Raw genomic sequence first — 22,904 nt, forward strand, 5'->3', positions numbered from 1 at the left:
GAGAACCAAATTTTATAATCACTTTTTTTTCTCTTAAAAAAAGCATTAAGTTTGTAATAATTCTTTTTATGAAACTCAATTTACCAGAAAAACTTTATTATTCCATCGGCGAAGTGGCAAAGGCTTTTGATGTAAATACTTCATTGATAAGATATTGGGAACAGGAATTTCCTATCATTAAGCCAAAAAAGAATAAAAAAGGAAATCGTTATTTTACTCCAAATGATCTTCAAAATCTCCAGATTATCTATCATTTAGTTAAAGAAAAAGGCTACACTTTGGATGGCGCTAGAGTCGCGTTAACAACAAATTCTAAAATTTCTGAGACTGTTTCAATGATCGATCGGCTTCAATATGTGAAAGCTGAACTTTTAAAATTGAAAGATTCTTTAGATTAGTTTACATTTTCGCATTTTATTTTAAAATTTCATATAAATTATTACATCTTTTTGTAATTTTATTGCAAATTTTAAAATAAATGAGATCAAATCTACCACAAAAACTTTTTCGTAAAAATTTGTGGGTTATTTTAATTCTTGTTTCATGCATTGTAAGTGCAAAGATTTATACAAAATTTTTTGTAAAATCCGAAAATCCTGATTTTTCAAAAATTCAGTTTTTAAAGATAAAGGAAAATTTACCGGAATTAAAAATCAAAGATTTTGATCCAAATCTTTTATCATTGGAACAATGGCAAAAACTAGGTTTATCTGAAAAACAAGCTGAAACCATTTTAAAATACAAACAAATCGTTGGTGGAGAATTTAAATCCCAAGATCAACTGCAAAAGTGCTACTCTATTTCAGCGGAAAAATTCGAGCAAATTCAACCTTTTATTTTATTGCCAAAAAGTTCAAAATCTTCGGATGCTTTTGCGAAAAATAAATGGGAGAAAAAGGAAATTAAAGTCAACAAAAAATTTAATCCAGATTCTTATTCTCAAAAAGACTGGGAGAATCTTGGTTTTTCCGAAAAGCAATCTGCCGGAATTTTAAAATATAAAAATTACTTAGGCGGAAGTTTTGTGAGCAAAGAAAAACTGAAAGAATGCTACATGATCAACGAAGAAAATTTCGTTAAACTTTCATATTATTTAATTTTACCTGAAAAAACACCTTCAGATTTTAATCCTTATAAAAGTAAATTCGCAAAGGAAAAAATCAAAATAAAATATCAAAATTTTGATCCGAATTTATTAGATTCAAAAGGTTGGATGGCGCTTGGTTTTTCTGAAAAACAAGTTTTAAATATTTTAAATTACAAAGAAAGATATTTGAAAGGCAGCTTTAAAACTCTGGAAGATATTTCAAAATGCTACATGATCTCGCCGGAAAAATTTGAGGAAATGAAACCATTTATTAAGTTAAATCCGCAAAATATTATTGCTAAAAACACTTCAATTTCTCAAGTACAAATTTCAACACCAAGAACTGATTTTAGCAAAATAGATTTAAATAAAATCAATTTTCAGCAGTTAAAAGAATATGGATTTACAGATAGAGCTGCAGGAAGTTTTCTGGGATTTAGAAAAAAACTAAATGGATTTACTTCAAAAGATCAGATTTTAAAAACTTATAATATTGACATTGAATTAACTAAAAAACTTTTGGAAATCGCTCAACTTAAGCCTGTAGAATAAAAAAATCTGCAACTTTCGCTGCAGATTTTTTAGAATTATTTTTTAATTATTTTAAAACTTTGATTATCAATTTTTAACATATAAATTCCTTTTTTCAGTCGATCAACATTGATAAACGCTTTAGTTCGGAAAGGTTCTTTTTCGCTTAAAATTAATTTCCCGGAAAGATCAAAAATGTGCGCAGTTTTACTTTTGTTTAACTCTAAACCTTTTGCAAAAATTTGAGATTCAGTAATTGGATTTGGATAAATTATAATTCTGTTTTTATCAGAAAAAGCATTTTCCGAAGTACTTAAGTTTCCTAAATTTGCACAGTAATCAGCTGGATTTTTTTCCCATTCGGCAATATTAAAATTGGAATTTGGCTGTAACACACTGTTTAATCTATACAAGGAAACGTTTTCCAAATCTGAAAAATTATTGGCATCAAATGCACCAAGCGCATCTACAGTCGTTGATTTGTAGCGAAGTGATAAGAAATTGGTCCCATCAAAAATTAGAGATGGTGCATCAGATACGAACTTGGCCTGGCTTGGTGAGTAGCAGGAGAAATTTGCTTTTTGATTCATCATTACAAAAGTCTCATTATCTGCAACTTCTCCTTCTAACTGCAAAGGATCTTCAAAATAATAGGCAGTTCGTTTGAACTGAATGCTTATGCTGTAAGAGTCTAAATTGACAGAATGCCCTGTTTTATTCGTTATTTCAAGTGCTTTATTGTTATCCGTTCCTTCCAGATATTTCGTAATAATTAAATCTTTTGCGTACGTATCAGTTGTATAAGTTAAGATTGGTAAAATATTACTTCCCACAGACTGCATATTAGAATTATTGTAAGATTTTACTGTGAAATTATAATTCAAAGATGGTGTCAAATGATCTACGGTAAAAGAATTATTTTTTGAAGTGCCAATTTCAACGCCATCCTGATAAATTTTATAACCTACAATTGATGCGTCTGACGGTTTAACCCAAGATAAATTAACAAAATAAGCACTTACTTTTGATGCCGTCAAAACAGTTGGAGATTGCGGCGCAACTGTGCTTAAAGTTTGATTCCAAATAAGATTTACCCATTCCGGATGGTCTATAAATGGATTTCTATTTTTTTGAATACCATAGATTTCATTATTACGATCAATTTCTCTTTGCGACACAGGATCATCTTGATTCCATTGCAAAAGTTGTTGTAAAAACCACGGATCAAAAGCATGTTCCATAGTTCCATCTAAAAAACCTACATCTGTAGTTGCATCCTGAGTAACTGTTGAATAATATTTTAAGGCTACAAAACTGGATAATTTACTTTCATATCGCACAGCAAAATACAAAATCATTCTGGCAATATCTCCGCGAAACTCAGCAATTGGCTCATAAACACGCCCTTTATAATCACTTCCGGGATTTTCACGATTGCCTATTTTAGACGTGTTTGAAAAAGTATAAAATAAATTAGCAGAGGTGGTTTTCGAAATCCCATAAGGATAAAAATTTCTTAATTGATTGATCTTTGCATCCGCTGGAACTACAAAATGCAGATCAGAATACATTGGATAGGCGGAATTAAAAGTAAATTGCGGAACGATATGTTCTCTGTTTAATGCGCTTCCTTCGCCAGCAGCACCAGCTCCAACTATCGGATGTGAAAAAGCCTGATTATCCGAAGGAAAAAATTCAATTTTATCGGGACCTGTTGGATTTTCTGCATAAATGTCCAAATAAGAATTGTCTTTTTCGTAATATTTATCAAGATCTGTTACGCCGTACAATTGTGGAAGATCACTATCATAGTTCCAACTTATGGTTTTGTTTGATATGATATTATATAAAACAGATTTCAATTTGTATCCATCTAAGCCTGCTGTTGCATCATAATAGCCGGGAGGAATTTGCGCGAACGAAAAAAAAGGTATAAAAACAAAAAATAAAAGTTTTTTCATAGAGTATAATTTTGATTTCAAAGGTATAAAACTTTTCATCCTCCTATATTAATGTTGAATTAAATTTTTAACATCAAATTTCGGCTCATATCTGAAGATAATTAATGAAATGTTGATAAAATTTAATTATATTTGCACCTTGAAAATTTAAAGAAAATGAGTACGATTTTTACATTATTCATGGTTTTAATCATGATTTTGAGTGTTTTATTAGTAATAATTATTATGGCACAAAATCCAAAAGGTGGCGGACTTTCCGGGACTTTTGGTGGCGCTTCACCAGCTCAGTTTGGTGTGCAGAGAACAAATGATTTTATGGAAAACGCAACCTGGACTTTGGGTGCTTCCATTATTGTTTTAATCATCATCAGTGTTGTGATAACAGCAAAACCTAGTCAAATGACTGCTCCACAAGCAGTTCCTCAAGGTAGAACTGCTCCGGCGCAACAAACTGCTCCGACACAAAATACGACTACTTTACCGGCTCCAGCACCGGCAGGAAAATAAAATTTTAAAATTTAAATAAAAAAAGAGATTCTCATTCGGGAATCTCTTTTTTGTTTACCTTATATTTTTCCAGACTGTGTTTTAAGTTTAAACCCAAACTAAGAATAGTAAATTTAAAAGGATTTTTTGCTTTATAATATTTACGAAGAAAAATATGCATCGCGCCATAAAAACGCTTTAGGTAAATAAGATCTTTAACAGAACTTTCGCCTTTAAGATGTAAAATTGAATATTTGCCGTAATAATAATTTTTATAATTTTTTTGAAGTAATGTGTAGCAAAGATCGATATCTTCACCATACATAAAGTAAGCTTCATCAAGACCGCCAATTTCTAAATAAACTTCTTTTTTTATGAGTAAAAATGCGCCTGTTATCACTTCTACTTCAGCAATTTCATATTCAGCAACGTCATTTCTATAATAAGATTTTAAATTATTTGTTTTCAAATTACACATTAATTTTTCAAAAGAATTGATCATGTTTGGAACGGCACGCTTACTTTCCGGTAAAAATATTCCGTTTATATCATGCATCCTTACACCAAGACACCCAAAATTAAGTTTAGAATCTGCAAAATTTAAAATTTCATTAATGTAAAAACCCTCAAATTCGGTGTCTGGATTTAACAAAAGTAAATAGTCACCATTCGCAGATTTTGCAGCAAAATTATTAGCCACAGCAAAACCATCATTATTTTCGGATGCTATAAAATTGACTTTCGGGAATTCTGCGATCAGGTTTTTCCAGGTGTTATCTGGACTTTTATTGTCGATCACAATGATTTCAAAAGAAAGATCTGTCAGGTATTTTTGCAGAGATAAAAGACAATTTCGCAAAAGAACTTCCACGTTATAATGAACGATAATAATACTTAACCTCATATTTCTTCCGAAATTTTTTTAAATTTAAATAAGATGAAAAAACTATTTACCTTGAAATTTTAAATATTTATTTCTCGCTAACCTGAAAACATATTTAAATTTATAAAAAATAAAATAGCAAACATATTCCGAAAAATTAATTCGTTTCAAATCAAAAACTTCCTTTAAATTTTTTTGAAAACCTCTTTCCATTTCAAATAAATTCGCTGACAAACCTGAAACGCCGAATGATCTTTTCCCCTCGCCTGCCAAAACTAATTCTTCGTTCAAAATAAACATATTATTTTTTTCAGAAACTTTTAACCAGTAATTTAAATCCTCCGCATATCGCTGATTTTCATTAAAAAAGCCACTGTTTTCCAACACTTTTCTTTTAAATAAAACAGTTGACGGCTGTGTTTCGTTTCTAAACATCAGTTTTCTGAAAGTAACTTCAATCAAATTATTACTAGTTAAATTATAAGGAAATTTAATAGATTGACCTTGTCTTTTGCAACCAATAAAATCAATGTTGAAATTCTTATTCTCCAAAAGGAGCATTTGTCGCTCGGTTTTCTCCGGAAACCACTCATCGTCGGCATCAAGAAGTGCAATAAAATCTCCTTTACAAATTTTTAGCGCTGTATTCCTGGCTCTTGAAACGCCGCCATTTTCCTGACCAATTAGTTTTATATTTTGATGTGGATTTTCTTTAATAAATTTTTCAATTAATGTTCGGCTATTGTCAGTTGAGCCGTCATTTACAACGATTACTTCAAAATCACCTTTCCATGTTTGATCTTGTACGGACAGTAAACTTTTAACAATCGTTTTTTCGGCATTAAAAACAGGAATTATTACAGAAATCACTTTTCTAGGAATTAATTTTTGCTAAATATAAAGAAATTAATCCTCTTCGTTATAAGGAAGTCGGTTTTGAATAGATCTTCCTAAAGATATTTCGTCAGCATATTCCAATTCATCACCGACCGAAATACCGCGCGCAATTGTAGAAAACTTAACGCTAAAAGTTTTAAATTTTTTATAAATGTAATAGGCAGTCGTATCGCCTTCCATTGTGGCGCTAAGTGCAAAAATAATTTCTTTTAAATTGTCTTTTTCAAGCTTTCTTTCAATACTTCCAATATTCAACTGACTCGGTCCCACGCCTTCCATTGGTGAAATTTTTCCGCCAAGAACCAGGTATTTTCCTTTAAATTTAGACGTATTTTCGATAGCCATTACGTCGCGTACGTCTTCCACGATACATAATATTTCTTCGCTTCGTTTGGGATTGCTGCAAATTTCACAAATTTCATGATCTGAAAAATTATGGCAACTTTTACAATATTTGATGTCGGTCACCAGTTTTTTTAAACTTTCACCTAAAAGTATTCCCTGAGATTCGGGTTGTTTTAAAAGATGCAATGCCAAACGAAGGGCAGATTTTTTACCTATTCCGGGTAATCCCGATATTTCTTCAACTGCTTTTGCCAGTACTTTGCTTGGATAATCCATGTTACAAAAATATAGATTTAATAAAGCTTTTCAAATATTTTTATTTTTTATTTTAAATGGAATTAAAAAAAAATCTTATTATTCTAAAATTATATATTTAGCTAAAATTTAGGTTTCTTTGTATCTTAATGATCAAAAGGTATATTAAATGAGCGGTTTATTAGACTATTTGCAACTCCATCAGGGAGAAGAAAGCAAAAGTAAAGTGATGGAAAGCGTTAGAAGTCAGATTTCTTTCCGTGGTGCAAATTTATGGATTCTGGCCTGTGCTATTTTTATTGCTTCTGTGGGTTTAAATGTAAATTCTACAGCTGTTATAATTGGTGCGATGTTAATTTCTCCGTTAATGGGACCAATTGTAGGAACCGGTTTCGCTTTGGGAACTTACGATTTTACTCTTTTAAGAAAATCAATTAATAATCTCCTGATCGCTACTTTTGTAAGTCTTTTAGTATCAACAGCTTATTTTTATCTAAGCCCTTTTAAAGAAGTACAGTCTGAACTTTTATCCCGAACTTCTCCTACAATTTATGATGTTTTAATTGCTTTTTTTGGCGGTTTGGTTGGCGTAATTGCCATCACAAGAGTTGAAAAAGGAAATCCGATACCAGGCGTTGCGATCGCGACAGCGTTGATGCCACCGATTTGCACAGCAGGTTATGGTTTGGCAACGGGCAATATGAGCTATTTTTTAGGTGCTTTTTATCTTTATTCTATCAACTGTTTTTTTATATGCATCGCTACTTTTTTTGTAGTAAAATTTTTAAAATATCCCTCCGCTTTAGTCGATTCAAAGTACGAGAAGAGAATTAAATATGGAATTTCAATCCTGATTGTGATCATGATCGTACCAAGTTTTTATCTCGCCTATAACTTATTTAATCAAAAAAAGTTTACAAAATCAGCAGAAGAATTTATTCAAAAAGAATTTGACAATAACGGCTACACGGTTATTTATAAAAAGATAAATTATAACACCACTCCTAAAAGTATAGATCTGGCCTTTTTAAGCAAAAAATTTACTGATGCGGAGATTTTATCTTACAACAAAATGTTGGCTAAAGATGGAATTTTTGGTGCTAAATTAACGATAAGACAAAACAACACCGATTTAAAATCAGAAATTTTAAGTGAAATTAATAAAAATGATACCAACATTTCTGAAAAAGACATTGCCCTTACAAAAATCCGTCAGGAACTTGATAATTATAAAATAACAGATTCTACCCTCTTAAAAGAAATCAATATTCTCTACCCGACCATCGGAAATGTTTCATATGGAAAAATAGAGCAATATCCACAAACGGACAGTGCGAAACTACAGTTCGTGCTCGTTTATACAGGTCAGAATATTGATGAAAACCGCATTAAAACATGGTTACGAGAAAGGCTTCACGAGAAAAATGTTGTTTTAATAAAAGAAACAGAAAAGTAGTTTTCAATTCAATATTAGAAAAGTAAAATTTTAACAGATATAAGCTTGAAATTTAGCCTTTGTCTTATATTTCATTTAAATTTGTAAAAGTTTGTAAATAAACAAGCATTTCAAAATTTGAAAAAATTTTAGATTAAAAACAGGCATTATTTAACGGTGAATATCCACAACAAAAAAAAGCTCGTCAGCTTTCTTAAATATAAACGTGAGTTTCAAAAATTCGGACTAAAAAAAGTACGGAGCTACGAAATCGTACTTCACTGGCTAAGCAATCGTCTGAGCAGAAATCAATTTTTAATTCTTTCCGGTATTTTAGTGGGCTGCACTGCCGGTTTAGCAGGTGTTTTGCTTAAAACTTTGGTGCATCAAATTCATTACTGGATCGTTACAAAAGTTCATTTTGAAGATCAGATCTTTTTTTATGTTGTTTTCCCATTTTTAGGAATTGTTCTCACCACGCTGATTGTTTTAAGTATTTTTAAAGGAAATGATAGAAAAGGAATTGGCGCAATTTTGTATGAGATTGCTCAAAACTCAAGCGTCGTTTCATCGGTAAAGATGTATTCTCAAATAATTCAAAGTGCTGTAACAGTGGGTTTGGGTGGTTCCGCAGGATTAGAAAGTCCGATTGCAGTTACAGGTGCGGCGATCGGTTCAAATTTTGCGCAAACGTACAGATTAGGCTACAAAGAAAGAACTTTACTTCTGGCTGCGGGTGCTTCGGCAGGAATTGCATCGGCTTTTAATGCACCAATCGCAGGTATTATGTTTGCTTTTGAAATATTATTGACAGGCGTTGTTTTTTCAGATTTCATTCCGCTTGTTGTAGCAGCTGTTTGTGGCAGTTTATTGTCCAGAATTTTACTTCAGGAAGATGTTTTATTTAGATTTTATGCGCGCGAGTCTTTTGACTACCACAATATTCCATATTATTTAATTTTAGGTATTGCATCAGGTTTTTACGCACGATATTTCGTTTTGGTCTTTACAAAAACCGAACATTTTATAAATAAATTTAAATTTTCCCGACTTAGAAAAGCGATGATTGGTGGCGCGGCGCTTTCATTACTTTGTGTTTTATTACCACCACTTTTTGGTGAAGGTTATGATACGTTGAAATTATTAACTAACGGCGATCCATCAAGTATTATCGAAAACAGTTTTTTTGGTTATTTAGATTTGGGAAGTTGGACGGTTATCATATTTCTGGCTCTTGTTTGTATTTTAAAAGCATTTGCAACCTCAATCACTATTTTTAGCGGTGGAAATGGGGGAAGTTTTGCACCATCCCTTTTTGCTGGCGGAACTTTAGGATTTTTATTCGCGATAATCTGTAAACAGTTTGGATTGAGCGATGTTCCCACCAGCAATTTGGTTTTAGCTGGAATGGCCGCGGTAATGAGCGGTGTGCTTTACGCACCTTTGACAGCTATTTTTTTAATAGCAGAATCCAGCCAGGGTTACGATCTTTTTCTTCCTTTAATGATAGTTTCTGTTATTTCTTATTTAATGGCAAGATGGTTTTCCCCGATAAATCCCGATTTAAAACCTATGGTAGAACAGGGAAAAATTTTCACAAATGAACATGATAATAACCTGATTTATTCTTTGCATTTGCGTGATTTCATCGACTTTCAGTCTCAAACTATAAAAGCTGACGCGCCTGTTTCTGAATTATTTGAACTGATAAAAAATGGTCATAAAAATATATTTGCCATCGTTGATAATGATAATCGTTTACAGGGCGTTTTAACAATGGATGATATTAGACCTTATCTTTTCAATAAAACAGCAGATCTTCCTGTTAATATTCAGCAGATCATGAAAGTTCCGCCAGCGGTGGTTAATTTACGTCAAAGTGCTGTGGCAATTCTTAAAACTTTTGATGATACCGCTGCATGGCATTTACCGGTTGCTGATGAAGATGATAAATTTGTCGGTTTTATTTCAAAATCAAAAATTCTGACGAGTTATCGGGAACTTTTGAAAGATTATTCTTAATTTTTATAAGAAATTTTAAATCTTAAAATAAACAGGTCTCAAATTAAATTATTTAAAAATCCTGATTAAATTAAAAAGAGCCTGACAATAGTTTTTTAATTTTATTATCAGACTCAATTAAATTTATTTTAAACGGTTTTAATATTCTTTAAATATTTCTCCTCAATATCTATCATAAAAGGCTGATTGTAATAGCGTTTATTATTTGCTTTATAAAGCGCATTTGCCAAAGCAGCGATTGCCGGCGGAAAAGGTGGTTCACCCAGACCGGTTGGATGAACGTCATTTTCAACAAAATGAACTTCCACATCACGTGGCGCATCATTATTTCTCATCAACTGATATGTGTTATAATTTTTCTGCTCAGGTTTACCGTTTTTAATAGACAACTGCGTAAAAAGTGCGTGACCAATTCCGTCAACAGTTCCACCTTCTATCATATTTGAAGCTCCTAACGGATTGACAACTATTCCACAATCAACAGCGCAATATACTTTTTCGATAATTGGTTTTCCGTTGTCCATACGCAATTCCACAATATCCGCGACGTAGCTGTTATGACAATAGTAAGCAGCAACACCTCTACTAACATTCGGTTTTGGCTTACTCCAATCTGATTTTTCTTTAACTAATTTTAAAACTCCTGCATAACGTTTTGCATCATAATCATTCTTTTTGCCAACTGGATTTTTAATAGCGCGGTCAAAAAGTTCAAGTCGAAAATCAATCGGATCTTTTCCCGCTGCTTCTGCAACTTCATCTAAAAAAGCCTGTTCTACCGCTCCCATAAAATTGGAATCCGGTGCACGGAAAGCTGCTGTCGTAATATTCGAATTAACAGTCCATTCTTCCGCCAAGTAATTATCAACTGCACCCGCTGGAAAACGGTTTTCATATAAAGGACTATCCGGAATACCACCAACTTTTTGATGATAAGCGATCAGATTATTATTTTTATCTAAAGCTGCGCGAAAATAAGCCAGGTAAGTTGGGCGATAATTCCCAAAAGTCATGTCATCTTCTCTCGTGTAAATTAATTTTACAGGTTTTTTGATTTTTTGAGAAATCAGAGCAGCTTCCAGTAAATAGTGTCCGTAAAGTTTTCTACCAAAACCGCCACCAATACGCGTCATTTGAATATCTACTTGATCTAAAGTTAAACCCAAACGTCTTGCGACAGATTTTTCCATAAATTCGGGCGTTTGAATAGAACCTTTAAGTTCAGCTTTATTTGCTGTAACGTCAGCATAAAAATTAAGCGGTTCCAACGGACTGTGCGCCAAATATGGTGCGGTATAAGTACTTTCAATAATTTTTGCCGCATTTTTAAATGCCGTTTCAGGGTCTCCGTCTTTCCGAACTTCTTTACTTTTTTCTTTATTTTTAGCGAACATTTGTTCATAATGGCTTTGCGTATTTTCCAAACCAGAAGGTACTTTCGTCACTTTACCAGGTTTTCCACCCATTCCCTGAGATTTAACTTCATAAGAATCAAAAGGAATCCATTCTGCCGTTATTAATTTTTTTGCTTTCATGATTCTCCAAGTAGAATCACCTGTGATCACTATAAATTCAGGAAAAGCAGAAGTATCAAAAGCGCCACGCTCAAAATCTTCAGGATACGCATTTAAAGAAAACACATCAAAAATACCTTTTGACGCAAGTGCTTCTTTTGCTTCAAAACTTTTCAATTTCATCCCAAAAGCTGGTGGATGAAGTACTGAGGCAAAAACCATATTATCTCCGTAAACATCAAGTCCAAACTGTGCTTTTCCGGTTACAATTCCCGGCCCTTCCACATTAAACTGAGGATGTCTGACGATATTAAAATCTTTGATATTCTTTACTTCCACTTCTTTTGGAACAGGAATTTTTGCCGCAGCGGAAGCCATTTCACCAAAAGTTGCTTTTTTACCGCTTTTTTTATGAGAAAGAATTCCCATATTAACTTCAATTTCTGAATCCGGAACATTCCATGATTTTGCCGCTGCCTGAACTAACATTTTTCTTACGGCAGCTCCAGCCATTCTTAGCGAATCCCAGCTTTCCTTGATCGACTGACTTCCGCCAGCCAATTGTCTGGTAAAAATAGCTGTATTTAAAGGTGCCTGAACTACTTTTACGTTTTTCCAGTTTACACCTAATTCTTCAGCAACGATCATCGGCATAGAAGTTTTTACGTTTTGACCAACCTCCGGGTTTGGTGAAGCTATTGTAACTGTTCCGTCCGTATCAATTTTTATAAAACCATTAAGTTGAAAACCGCCTTTTATAGTAGGATCTTCTCTTACAACTGCTGAAAGCCAGCTAAATTGCAGCATCAATCCCGCACCACCCAACGCAGATAATTTTAAAAAAGAGCGTCTATTTAAATGTGTTTGTATTTTTGCCATTATTACATTTCTTTTGCGGCGGTTCTAATTGCCCGGTTTATACGTGTATAAGTCGCACATCTGCATAAATTCCCATTCATTGCACGTCTTATTTCTTCATCTGAAGGATTTGAATTTTCTTTTAAAAGCGCCGAAGCCGTCATGATCTGACCTGCCTGACAATAACCGCATTGCGCGACGTCATGTTCCAGCCAGGCTTTTTGCACCGGGTGATCGCCATTTTTTGAAAGACCTTCTATTGTTGTAATTTTTTTACTTAAAACTTCACTCACAGGATAAGCGCAAGATCTGATTGCTTTTCCATCTAAATGTACAGTACAAACGCCGCAGTGAGCGATGCCACAACCAAATTTAGTTCCCAGTAATCTTATATCATCTCTTAAAATCCACAAAAGCGGTGTATCTGAATCAACATCAACTGTATGTTGTTTTCCGTTTATATTTAAATTATATGTTGGCATAATCCAATTATTTTTTTATTTATATTATTTATTTGGCCGGAGCATAAGCACCATTATCGATCCATGTGTACCAAACTTTTGCAAATTCTTCATGAGATAATGGCGGCAAAGTTCTGCCACCGCCCATTAGCCAGCCACCTTTTACCAAACCATCTTCAGCATGTTCTCTTAAAGCTTTCATATCTTTTCCGCCGTTTTTTTTGGGATCAACAAGTTGTATCGCCAGTTCCCTTGCAGATTTTCCCTGAAAAACCATTTTCATATTCATTGGTGGTAAATGCCAGTCAGGATTTCCCGGTGGCGTATTTTCTCCTGGAACACCTTTCGCAGCGTGACACGTAATACATTGCATTGTTGCAATTCCTTTTCCATCAACACCTCTTTCAGGTAACATATTGTGGATATGACTGTCATCGCCCTGCAAAGGAATATCTCCGGAAGGATGGCAATTCATACATCTTGGACTCATTAAAACACTGTAAACTTTTTTAAAAGCTTCAACTGATGCAATACTATCCTTTTTCTGAGATTTTATAATTGAAGAATCTCTGCTGTCAACAGCTGTCATTGTTTTTTCAGTTGTCGCGTAGACAAAAATTGAAACGCTTAAAATAGAAAAAGCACCAACTTGAAAAAAAATATTCTTTTTTCTTTTATTTATATTCATGTATTTTTTTATTTGAAATTGAACTTTGTGAGAATTACCAATTGACAAAATTTTTAAACTTTAATTTAAAAAACTATCAATAGGTTTAAATACTATCGTAAATCTAATAAAATAGTAAGAAAATTTACTTAACCAAATCCAATTTAGACTCATTCTAAATTCGGAATTTATCTGATTTTTTGAATGATCGGATTAAAGGCTTTTGAAGCAACATTAACAAAATCACCGATAGAAATATCAACAAGATCAGAATCTTCCGCAATTATTTTTACAAAGTTTTTTTCTATTAAAACGGTGATAATATTCAAAAATCCTTCTTTTTTAATATTAATAACTTCACCCGTAAACTGGAATTTTCCACTCACTTTTTTGTTGGAAAATATATCGATTGGTTTTCCATTTTCTTTGATAGAGCCATTTTCCAAAATAAAAATTTGATCTGCCATTTTTACAATTTCACTGATTGAATGGCTTACTAAAATAGTGGTCAATTTATATTGTTTGTGAATTTTTAAAACATAATCCTGCAACTTTAATCTCATTTTAAAATCAAGCGCCGAAAAAGGTTCATCAAGTAATAAAATTTTTGGCTGCCGAACTAAAGTTCTCGCCAATGCCACCCTTTGCTTTTGTCCGCCGGACAGATTCTCAGGTTTTTTATTTTGCAATTCTTTTAACTCAATTAATGCGATCAATTCATTTACTATCTTTTCATTTTGACCTTTATCCAAAGCATAAAGTAAATTTTCACGAACAGTCATGTTTGGAAAAAGCGCATGATCCTGAAATAAGAATCCAATATTTCTTTTTTGCGATTTTAAATTAATATTTTTTTCACTGCTAAATAAAATCGCATCATCAATCAAAATACTACCTTTTTCAGGTTGCATTAATCCGGCAAACATTCTTAGAACGGAAGTTTTTCCTGCACCGGAATCACCATATAATGTTGTAAATGAACCTTTTTCAATAGTCATTTTAATATCCAGATTCATCATTCCGTTTTCTGAATCTAATTTTTTTTGAAGATTTAAATTTATCATTTTGAAATACGGTTTAAATAACCGCCATTTACCAAATAAACAGACAGTAAAATTAGAAACGAAATAATAAAAAGTATGAATGAATAAGTATTTGCGGCGGAATAATTCAGCATTTCAACTTCATCATAAATAGCGATGGAAGCTACTTTTGTTTGCCCTGGAATATTGCCACCAATCATTAAAACAACGCCAAATTCACCGATTGTATGGGCAAATGAAAGTATTATTCCCGTTAACAGCGACGGTTTTATATTTGGTAAAAGAATCTTAAAAAGCGTAGTCGTTTTTGATTTTCCCAACATGTATGATGCTTCCGACAGGTTTTTAGATAAATTCGAAAATCCGGATTGAATTGGGTGAACCATAAATGGCAAACTGTAAATGACAGATGCGATGACTAAACCCGGAAAAGAAAAAATTAATTTTAAACCAAAATAATTTTCTAACCAGGCTCCGAAAGAATTTGCCGGACTGAAAGCGATCAAAAGGTAAAACCCCAAAACTGTTGGCGGCAAAACCAAAGGCATACTTACCAAAGTTTCAATGACAGGTTTTATTTTAGATTTAGAATTTGACAGCCAAAATGCAAGTGGAATTGCCAAAAAAAACAATAAAATTGCCGTTATGAATGCGAGTTTAAAGGTCAAAAATAAAGGTTGCCAATCTATCATTCGGAGATCATTATTTCATTTGTTTTGATAAGCGCTGTTACTTTATCACCAATTTTAAGTTGAAGTTGTTCTACCGCAAATGTCGTAATAATTGATTTTACAAAGCCAATTTCGGTTTTTATTTCAACTTTACTTAGAAGAACATCTTTTTCAATATTAGAAATAATGCCGGAAATTTTATTCTGCATACTTATAAAATCTACATTTCTCTTCGCAAGAACGACTTCAGTTTCTTTAAAATAAAGATTTACCGATTGATTTTCTTTTAAATAATCTGCAGTTTCCGGGGTTTCCAGCAAAATGGTTTTAAATAAAACATCGTCCACAAGAATTTGCACCAAAGACAAACTTTCTGAACTTTCAATTTTAGTAATTTTTCCCTGAAATGTGTTCATTTAAATTTTTATTTATAACCGTAATTTACCATAATTTTGTTTGCATCAGGAGAAAATAAGAAGTCATAGAATTTTTGTGCATCTGCATTTTCGGCATTTTTATGCTTTATTACAACAACGCCTTGCGCAATTGGCGAATAATCACTTTCATTAACATCGATCCAGCTTCCTTTTCCTTTCATTTCAGGTGATAAAACTACAGATTTTGCAGTAAAACCAATTTCTGCCGCTCTTGAAATTATAAATTGATTGGTTTGAGAAATACTTTCCCCGAAAACAAGCTTATTTTTTATAACATCGTAAAGTTTCATTTTTTCCAAAACTTCCACCGTTGCCTTTCCATACGGCGCTAATTTTGGATTTGCAACTGCAATATGTTTAATTTTATCTGTTGTCAAAATATCAAATGATGGTTTTACATCTTTATTAATTGACCACATGACTAATTTTCCGTAAGCGTAAATTTCTGGTTTTTTAATCGTAAATCCAGCTTTGTAAAGTTCTTCTGGATACTTCATATCTGCAGAAATAAAAATATCAACTGGTGCATTTTGCTGTATTTGCGCGGTTAATTTGCCTGAAGAACCAACATTTGTTTCACATTGAATACCTGAAATTTCTGTGAATTTTTTAATTAAATCTTTCATGGCGAACTGCATATTGGCGGCAACTGCAATGTTTAATTTTTTAGTTTCCTTCTCCTTACAGGAAAAAATTACAAAAAAAACTGCTAGAAAAAGAGGAAGTAATTTCTTCATTTTAAAATTATTTTGATTTAGAAATATTAATTTTTTGTGTTACACCCAGCCAAATTATATTAGCTTGATTGTAAGTTCCAACTGTTTTGGTCGAAGCAAACTGATTATTATAGGTTAAAGATGCTGAAAAATTTTTGTCTAAAGTAACGATCGTTCCAATGAGCAGGCGGTTTTGATCAAAAACATTACTTACAATCTCCTTTCCTGCATTGATCATAATTTCATCTCCAACACTCAATGCAACATTTTTTGTTGGATCTGTCGAAGATAATTTAAAAACTGGAACAGTAAATAATAATCTGTAGCGAAACCTAAAATTAAAATCACTTCCAGATTTGATTTTATCGTCAACTACAGGGTTAAAAAAACGTTCTTCTAATCTAAACCTGTGCTGAATTGTTACCGGCTTATAAATAGTGCTCATATTAAATTCCTGATATGGCCGAAATTCTACCCTGTTTATTTTTCCAGAATTGTCATAAAATCCCAAATGAGCAAAACCGGCACCTACAGCCATACTGCTATTAAGTTTGTAATAAATTCCCGTTCTCACAATATATTGCGAACTATTTTCAAGATCATTTTTCCAGCGAAAGCCGCCGTCTGTGAAGAGCGTCCATTTATCGTTGAATTTTAATTGAGTGTAATATTGGATCCACTGTTGGTTTTCCCGGTTAACTTTTTTTTCCTGAGCAAAACTTTTTAATCCAACGAGAAAAGATACCAAAATTATCATTCTTTTAAACATAACAGTAAACTTCATTTGTATTTTATATTGGTTTTGTGGCTTTAAAAATACTCAAAAAGTTAAAAATATTTTATTTTGAATTTACTAAATATAAAAACATAGATTTTTTTCGTCAATAATATTTAAATTCTCACATCATTCAAGCTATAATTTTACATTATTAAAAATTAAAATGGAAATATTTTCTTATAAAGTAAAACAATACCAATTAATTATAGTATTTTTATTAAATTAGGTTTTTAAAAAAAATTGTTATGAAAAAATTAATTATAAATTTATTTTTTATTTTTCAATTTCTTTTTATACAAATTTCCTACTCTCAAAATTACAATCTTACTAATAGTTTTACAACAAAAGATGGCTTACCAAGCAATTTGATCTATGAAACCTTGCAGGATAACAGTGGATTTCTTTGGGTAGCTACTGACAATGGAATATCCAGGTTTGACGGTAAGAGATTTATAAATTATTCTACAAAAAATGGATTACCTTCTAATGATGTTATCCAGATCATCAAACAAAATGATGGTACGATCTGGGCAAATTGCTACAAACAGGCGCCAAGTTATTTTAATGCGCAACTTAATCGTTTTGTCTGTTTAGAATATGACGCTTTTGTTTTAGAAATAAGTAGTGACTTGTTTAGCATGATCTATAAGATTTTAAAAAATGAGTTGTTTTTTGAGAATTATAACGGAAGTTTCATTTTTAAAGAAGGTAAAATAACTAATAAAAAAAAATTCAATAAAGTTGATATTGAAAATAGAATTACTGAGATCTATTTGAAAAATCAGAAAATTGTACTTAAACAAGATATTAAAATTAACGGAATTGACAAAAATGTAACCAGTCAATTTTATAAAGAAAATATCTACTTGGGAAGTATAAAAATTGACTATAAAAATCAATTAATTAACAGTCAGGTAGATAATAACTCTTTATATTGGTTCACTAAAAATAAAGTATATCAAACTCAAATTATTGATTTAAAGCCTTTTAAATATAAAAGTAGAAATATAAATATTTCTAAAAATATAAAATGGCATACATTTTCCGAGGGGAAATTAAATATCACATGTACAGATGGAACCGTTTTGATTTATGATGAAAAAACACTGCAATTATGCAGTACCATTAAAAATAAATTTAATGTAAACACTTCCTACGTCGATCATCAAAATAATGTTTGGGTTTCTACAATAAACAATGGTTTAATGTATTATACCAATCAAAATATAAAAAAAGAACAATTTTCTGATAGAGCAATCACCAATTTCTTATGTGCTAAAATCTCAGATAACGGGGAAATAATTGCGGGTAATTATCAGGGTGAAATTTATGTGAAAAAAGGTAAAAGCGAACAAAAATATAATTTTAGCCAAATAAAAGAAAATAATCTTTGGATCAGAAATATCCATTTTTTTCCAAAAAAAACTATTGTAGTTTCCGATAATGGAATATTAACAAATTTTAAAAAAAACAGCACTTTTTTAAATTCAAGAAATGAACGGTTAAATATAAAATCTTCCCTAAAAATAAATGAAAGTGACTTGATTTTAGGCAGCATTCAAGGTTTAATAAAATATAATGTAATTACAGAGAAATATGCAATTTTAAATTTCCCAAAGGAAAGAATACTTAATTTAAAAAAAATTAATGACTCCTGTTTTTATTTTTCTGCCAACGAAGGTTTGTATGAATATCATTTAAATAAAGATAAATACCAACTCCTTATTTCAAATAAAAACTTTAAAAATGATAAAATAGAATATTTTGAAAATATTTCGGCTTCTAAAATCTGGATAAGTACTTACAAAGGCCATTTATTTTTTTTAGATCATCAAAAAACAGTGCTTAAATTTATTAATGACAGGAGACTTCCACTCAATATTTCAAAATTAATACATATTGGAAATCAACTCTGGATCGCTTCCAAATCAGGAATTTATGTAGTGAATTATGATGACTTAAAATCTATTTCTGTTTCAAAAATCAGCACTTCAGATGGTTTAACTTCTAATGTTATAAACTATCTTGACTATAAAAAAGACACTGTATATGCGGCCACAGATATGGGTATTTCTAAAATTCCATCTAAATTCATTAAGACAAATTTTACGGTAAAACCTCATCTTATTGATGTAAAGATAAACGGCAAAAATGTTGCTTTAAATTCAAAATATGATCTAAAAAGTAATGAAAATAATATATCTCTAGAATTAGCAGGTGTAGATTTAACGGGGCATTTTAAGAATTTTCAGTACGCTGTTAATAGTAATAATTTCACAGATATTAATGGAAATTTTCTAAATCTTCAGCTTTACAGTGGTTTAAATAAGATCATTATTAGAGCGACAAACGAAAATAATGAGGTTCAAAAAGATCAAATTGTGTTAGTTTTTGATATTGCAACGCCTTTTTACAAAGCCATTTATTTTTGGATTATTTTAACGATCCTTATTTCTGCTACCATATTTTATTTAGTAAACAGACAAAAATTTTTAAGACAAAAAAGAAAATTTCTACAAAGATTAGAAATTGAACGTGACCGCAATAAAATTACCTCAGATTTACATGATGATCTCGGCGCGTCATTAAGTAGTTTGCAGATTAACAGTTCGATTGCGCAAAAATTATTTGACAAAAATCCTTTAGAAGCCAAAAAAATTCTTAAAAAAATTGAATTTCAAGCGAAAAATATTTCAGAGAATATTGGGGATATTATTTGGAGCTTAAAACCTACCAAAAATGAATTTATGTCGCTAAGCACGAGAATTAAGAAAATAACGAGCGAAATTTTGGGCAGTTCAGATATTAATTATAAAATACAGATTGATGAAAAAATTAATGATGAAATTACAGATTTTTCAGCAAGGAAAAACATTATCTTGATAATCAAAGAATGCCTAAATAACATTTTAAAACACAGTGGGGCAACAAAAATGAACCTCATCATTGAAAAAATTGATGAAAATTTTTTAATCGAAATTTCTGACAATGGTATTGGTTTTAAAGATTGCGAAAATAAAGGAAATGGCTTGACAAATATTGCAAAGCGCACAAGAGAATTAAATGCAAAACTCGAAATTTTGTCTTGTGATGGTACAAGCATAAAATTGGAAGTCCCTACATTTAGGGAAGTTTAAATTGCTATTTTACTTCTAAATTTGTTTAATAATTTAAAAAATTAATGATCCGCATATTTGCATTTGACGATAGTACTGAAAGACTCCAAAGTCTGAAAGCGCTCATTTCTTTAAGCGACAATTTAGAATATGTTGGCGAAGCAGGAAATTGTGAAAATGCATTAGAAAAAATGGAAAAATATGTTCCAGATGTAGTTTTAATGGACATTAATATGCCCGTCGTCAATGGTTTGGAGGGTTTGAAATTGATAAAATCAAAATTTCCACAAATAAAAGTGTTGATACAAACTGCTTTTGATGATAGTGATAAAATTTTTAAAAGTATTTCTGGCGGTGCAAGTGGTTACATTTTAAAATCTGACTCTGCTACCCGAATTTTACAAGCTATAGAAGAAGTTTACGAAGGTGGCGCTGCAATAAACCCAGCAATAGCGAAGAAAGTTTTAGAATATTTCGCACCTAAAAAATCTGTGATTCTGACTGTAAAAGAACAGGAAGTTTTAAAATATTTGGCTGAAGGTAACAATTACAAAATGGTTGCAGACCAATTAGGCGTGAGTTATTCTACCATCAATTCTCACACAAAACACATTTACGAAAAACTGCATATTTCTTCATTAGGCGAAGCGATTGCCTGGTATTACAAAAATCTTTAAATTTTTATTTTTCATTTCAAATTTTACTTATCCCTATTTTTAGGGATTTTTTTGTGTTTAAAATTCAATAATCTTTGTACTACATTTTAAAACATAACTATGAAAACACTTCAAAGAATTTTAATGTTCTTCTTTGTGATATCAATTTGCGTAGTGCAAGCACAAGGAAAAACCAAAGGAAAAATAGTATATCCTGGTCCGAAAATGCCGAGACTTATACTTTCTGCTGGGTACGGAAATACAATTCCGAGTTCAAGCACAAAAGATGCTTATTTCACCAACTCATCTGGGATTAGTGGTGATTTATTTGTTCCATTTTTACTTTTTAGAAAAGGTTGGGATGGAACCGTAAAAGGCGGAAACTATGGATTTAATATTGGCGGAAGTTACAACTTCGGAGGTAACGGAAATCCTTCTCCAACTTTACCGGCTGCATTTCCTGTTACGGGTCAAACTTCAAGTTCCGTTGCTTATAGAGGTGTAGATCCAAAAAATCCTGGTTTTAGAATTGGCGGTGGTCCACAAGTCAACTTTTATTTAATGAATCACCTTCTTCTTTCGCCGATGGTTTTGGCAGAATATTTTAGTACCACACAAAAAACCTTAAGTGCGGTACAGACAACGCAAGTAAAGGGACAATCCACAGACTATAATCTTCTTACTTTACCAGAAACTAAAACTACAGGTTTTTCTGTCACTCCAAAATTGAGAATGTCATATTTCTTCGGAGATAATTTTGGAATTTTTGCTGATGCGGGATATATTTTCGGCCCAAAAGTTAACACACAAATGACATCTTTAAAACCAGAAGGAAATTCCAATCAAGCGGGACAATATAACCAACAACAACTGGATTTTGGGACGCAAGTTAAGAATGCTTTATCTACTTCTTACAGTGCTTTTGCGGTAAACATAGGTTTGAGTTTTGCTTTTGGCGGGAAGAAAGTGGGGGTGAAAAGTGTTCAGTCGCAAGGACAAACTTTTGGACAAAAAGTAGCCAGTGGCGTTGCATCAGGTATTACTGTGGTTTCGCAAGGTACAAAGAAGACAGATGGTAAAGGTTGGAATGGAGTTGCTAAAACTGATGACAAAGGATGGAACGGTAAAACTGAAGTAAAGGATAAAGACTGGAATGGAGTTGCAAAAAAAGATGGAAATGGAGCATCCGATGCAGGATATCATGTTCAGGAATTTAATAATGGTTGTACTAGAACCTGCACAGGAGATTGGTCTTCATTATCGGGAGGAGGTTATAGTTGTGATGGCACCGCGGGTCCTTTAAATTGTAATGGTATGGGTAATACATTATTGCGAGAAAACAATAATCAGAATAATCAAAATTTTGACAGTGATGGAAATATAAAACCAAAAATGACAAAAGCAGATTCAGGTAAAAAACAAGACAAAGTTGCCAGAAAAGGTTGGGACGGCACAGTAAAAGGCGGAAGTAAAAGAATTAAGGACAATGATATGCCAAAATATGCAACTGAAATTACTGCAGGTTCTCATAAACATTGGGAAGATTACGCATTCAGTTGCCGTCCAGGTGGTGGATTTGAATGTATAGTTCCTTTTGTTAAAGGAAGTAGCAGTAAATTAGAAATAGATCAATCCAAAGGTTTTGGATGGGCAATAGAAAATGAAGAGGGTAATTCTATGATAATATTTAATCTGACAGAAAACAATCTTTCGCCCGCAACATATAAATCTCTAGTAAAAGATAAAACTATGGAAGTTGTAGATAATACTTTTATCCCAAAGGATTTTGTAAAAAAAATGTTTTTAGATGCAGGTATAAAAGATATACCAACCGAAGTTAAAATCCCGCCTGGCATCTATAATGTAGATGTAAACGGTAATCCTCAACCTGATAATTTTAAAGTCAAGATTACTATTACAATTACAAAAGATCCCTTTATTATTAAAATAAGAATCGAAGTATATTAAAAATCAAGTTGAAAAATGAAATATTAATCGAAAATAAATTTTCTAAACAAGTACAGTTTTTGAAAGAGGTTGCGAACAGACATTTTAACAATTAAGTGCTAATAGAAAAATCCTTCG

At 31.9% G+C, this 22,904-nt stretch carries 20 protein-coding genes; 8 read left to right on the top strand and 12 right to left on the bottom strand.

Annotated features, from left to right (window positions below; genetic code table 11):
- Positions 1-68: 68 nt before the first annotated feature.
- Positions 69-398, top strand: a complete 330-nt coding sequence (locus BM238_RS04120) for a MerR family transcriptional regulator (protein WP_090078898.1) — start codon at positions 69-71, stop codon at positions 396-398.
- Between the two features lie 80 nt (positions 399-478).
- Entirely contained in the window at positions 479-1,639 is a 1,161-nt protein-coding gene (locus BM238_RS04125) for a helix-hairpin-helix domain-containing protein (protein ID WP_090078899.1), read from the top strand.
- A gap of 35 nt (positions 1,640-1,674) precedes the next feature.
- Here the strand turns inward: BM238_RS04125 and BM238_RS04130 are convergent, their stop codons facing one another.
- Positions 1,675-3,579 carry an endonuclease gene (locus tag BM238_RS04130; RefSeq protein ID WP_090078900.1) on the bottom strand — a complete coding sequence of 635 codons (1,905 nt, stop codon included), beginning with the start codon at positions 3,577-3,579 and terminating at the stop codon, positions 1,675-1,677.
- 156 nt (positions 3,580-3,735) lie between these two features.
- On the opposite strand from BM238_RS04130, the gene secG reads away from it, so the two are divergent.
- Positions 3,736-4,086, top strand: coding sequence for a preprotein translocase subunit SecG (secG, locus tag BM238_RS04135; protein WP_090078901.1), 351 nt, complete (start codon positions 3,736-3,738; stop codon positions 4,084-4,086).
- Between the two features lie 31 nt (positions 4,087-4,117).
- On the opposite strand, the gene BM238_RS04140 is transcribed toward secG, so the two are convergent.
- From BM238_RS04140 to recR, 3 genes are read right to left on the bottom strand one after another with little or no spacing between them, the layout of a single operon-like run.
- The gene (locus BM238_RS04140; RefSeq protein ID WP_090078902.1) at positions 4,118-4,969 is read right to left on the bottom strand and encodes a glycosyltransferase family 2 protein; all 852 of its coding nucleotides are present in this window, start codon (positions 4,967-4,969) and stop codon (positions 4,118-4,120) included.
- Between the two features lie 42 nt (positions 4,970-5,011).
- Positions 5,012-5,818 carry a glycosyltransferase family 2 protein gene (locus BM238_RS04145; RefSeq protein WP_177205419.1) on the bottom strand — a complete coding sequence of 269 codons (807 nt, stop codon included), beginning with the start codon at positions 5,816-5,818 and terminating at the stop codon, positions 5,012-5,014.
- Positions 5,819-5,854: 36 nt separating this feature from the next.
- On the bottom strand, positions 5,855-6,466 hold the full coding sequence (recR, locus tag BM238_RS04150; RefSeq protein ID WP_090078904.1) for a recombination mediator RecR: 612 nt from the start codon (positions 6,464-6,466) through the stop codon (positions 5,855-5,857).
- A 148-nt stretch (positions 6,467-6,614) separates the two neighbouring features.
- Between recR and BM238_RS04155 the strand changes: the two genes are divergently transcribed.
- Both BM238_RS04155 and BM238_RS04160 read left to right on the top strand, forming a co-directional pair.
- The gene (locus tag BM238_RS04155) at positions 6,615-7,901 is read left to right on the top strand and encodes a DUF389 domain-containing protein (RefSeq protein ID WP_090078905.1); all 1,287 of its coding nucleotides are present in this window, start codon (positions 6,615-6,617) and stop codon (positions 7,899-7,901) included.
- Positions 7,902-8,057: 156 nt separating this feature from the next.
- Entirely contained in the window at positions 8,058-9,902 is a 1,845-nt protein-coding gene (locus BM238_RS04160) for a chloride channel protein (RefSeq protein ID WP_090078906.1), read from the top strand.
- Positions 9,903-10,030: 128 nt separating this feature from the next.
- Here the strand turns inward: BM238_RS04160 and BM238_RS04165 are convergent, their stop codons facing one another.
- From BM238_RS04165 to BM238_RS04200, 8 genes are all read right to left on the bottom strand, one after another.
- Positions 10,031-12,295: a xanthine dehydrogenase family protein molybdopterin-binding subunit gene (locus BM238_RS04165; RefSeq protein WP_090078907.1), complete on the bottom strand. Its 2,265-nt coding sequence runs from the start codon at positions 12,293-12,295 to the stop codon at positions 10,031-10,033.
- A 2-nt stretch (positions 12,296-12,297) separates the two neighbouring features.
- Positions 12,298-12,756 (bottom strand): (2Fe-2S)-binding protein, encoded by a 459-nt coding sequence (locus BM238_RS04170; protein ID WP_090078908.1) that lies wholly within the window; start codon positions 12,754-12,756, stop codon positions 12,298-12,300.
- A gap of 28 nt (positions 12,757-12,784) precedes the next feature.
- Positions 12,785-13,423 (bottom strand): hypothetical protein, encoded by a 639-nt coding sequence (locus BM238_RS04175; RefSeq protein WP_177205420.1) that lies wholly within the window; start codon positions 13,421-13,423, stop codon positions 12,785-12,787.
- A 167-nt stretch (positions 13,424-13,590) separates the two neighbouring features.
- Positions 13,591-14,466 (bottom strand): sulfate/molybdate ABC transporter ATP-binding protein, encoded by an 876-nt coding sequence (locus BM238_RS04180; RefSeq protein WP_090078909.1) that lies wholly within the window; start codon positions 14,464-14,466, stop codon positions 13,591-13,593.
- Positions 14,463-15,134 (bottom strand): molybdate ABC transporter permease subunit, encoded by a 672-nt coding sequence (gene modB, locus BM238_RS04185; protein WP_221404922.1) that lies wholly within the window; start codon positions 15,132-15,134, stop codon positions 14,463-14,465. The genes BM238_RS04180 and modB overlap by 4 nt, the downstream gene beginning before the upstream one ends.
- Entirely contained in the window at positions 15,134-15,532 is a 399-nt protein-coding gene (locus BM238_RS04190) for a TOBE domain-containing protein (protein ID WP_090078911.1), read from the bottom strand. The genes modB and BM238_RS04190 overlap by 1 nt, the downstream gene beginning before the upstream one ends.
- Positions 15,533-15,540: 8 nt before the next feature.
- Complete coding sequence (gene modA / locus BM238_RS04195) at positions 15,541-16,290, bottom strand: molybdate ABC transporter substrate-binding protein (protein WP_090078912.1); 750 nt, start codon at positions 16,288-16,290, stop codon at positions 15,541-15,543.
- A 7-nt stretch (positions 16,291-16,297) separates the two neighbouring features.
- Positions 16,298-17,026 (bottom strand): DUF2490 domain-containing protein, encoded by a 729-nt coding sequence (locus tag BM238_RS04200; RefSeq protein ID WP_177205421.1) that lies wholly within the window; start codon positions 17,024-17,026, stop codon positions 16,298-16,300.
- Between the two features lie 266 nt (positions 17,027-17,292).
- On the opposite strand from BM238_RS04200, the gene BM238_RS04205 reads away from it, so the two are divergent.
- The 3 genes from BM238_RS04205 (at position 17,293) to BM238_RS04215 (ending at position 22,787) form a co-directional block, all read left to right on the top strand.
- Positions 17,293-20,184: a sensor histidine kinase gene (locus BM238_RS04205; RefSeq protein WP_090078914.1), complete on the top strand. Its 2,892-nt coding sequence runs from the start codon at positions 17,293-17,295 to the stop codon at positions 20,182-20,184.
- A 44-nt stretch (positions 20,185-20,228) separates the two neighbouring features.
- On the top strand, positions 20,229-20,840 hold the full coding sequence (locus BM238_RS04210; RefSeq protein WP_090078915.1) for a response regulator transcription factor: 612 nt from the start codon (positions 20,229-20,231) through the stop codon (positions 20,838-20,840).
- A 99-nt stretch (positions 20,841-20,939) separates the two neighbouring features.
- A complete protein-coding gene (locus BM238_RS04215; protein ID WP_090078916.1) occupies positions 20,940-22,787 on the top strand; it encodes a hypothetical protein in 1,848 nt (615 codons plus the stop codon).
- The last annotated feature ends 117 nt before the right edge of the window (positions 22,788-22,904 follow it).

Origin of the sequence: Halpernia frigidisoli (assembly GCF_900113805.1) — a bacterium.
Lineage (GTDB): Bacteria > Bacteroidota > Bacteroidia > Flavobacteriales > Weeksellaceae > Halpernia > Halpernia frigidisoli.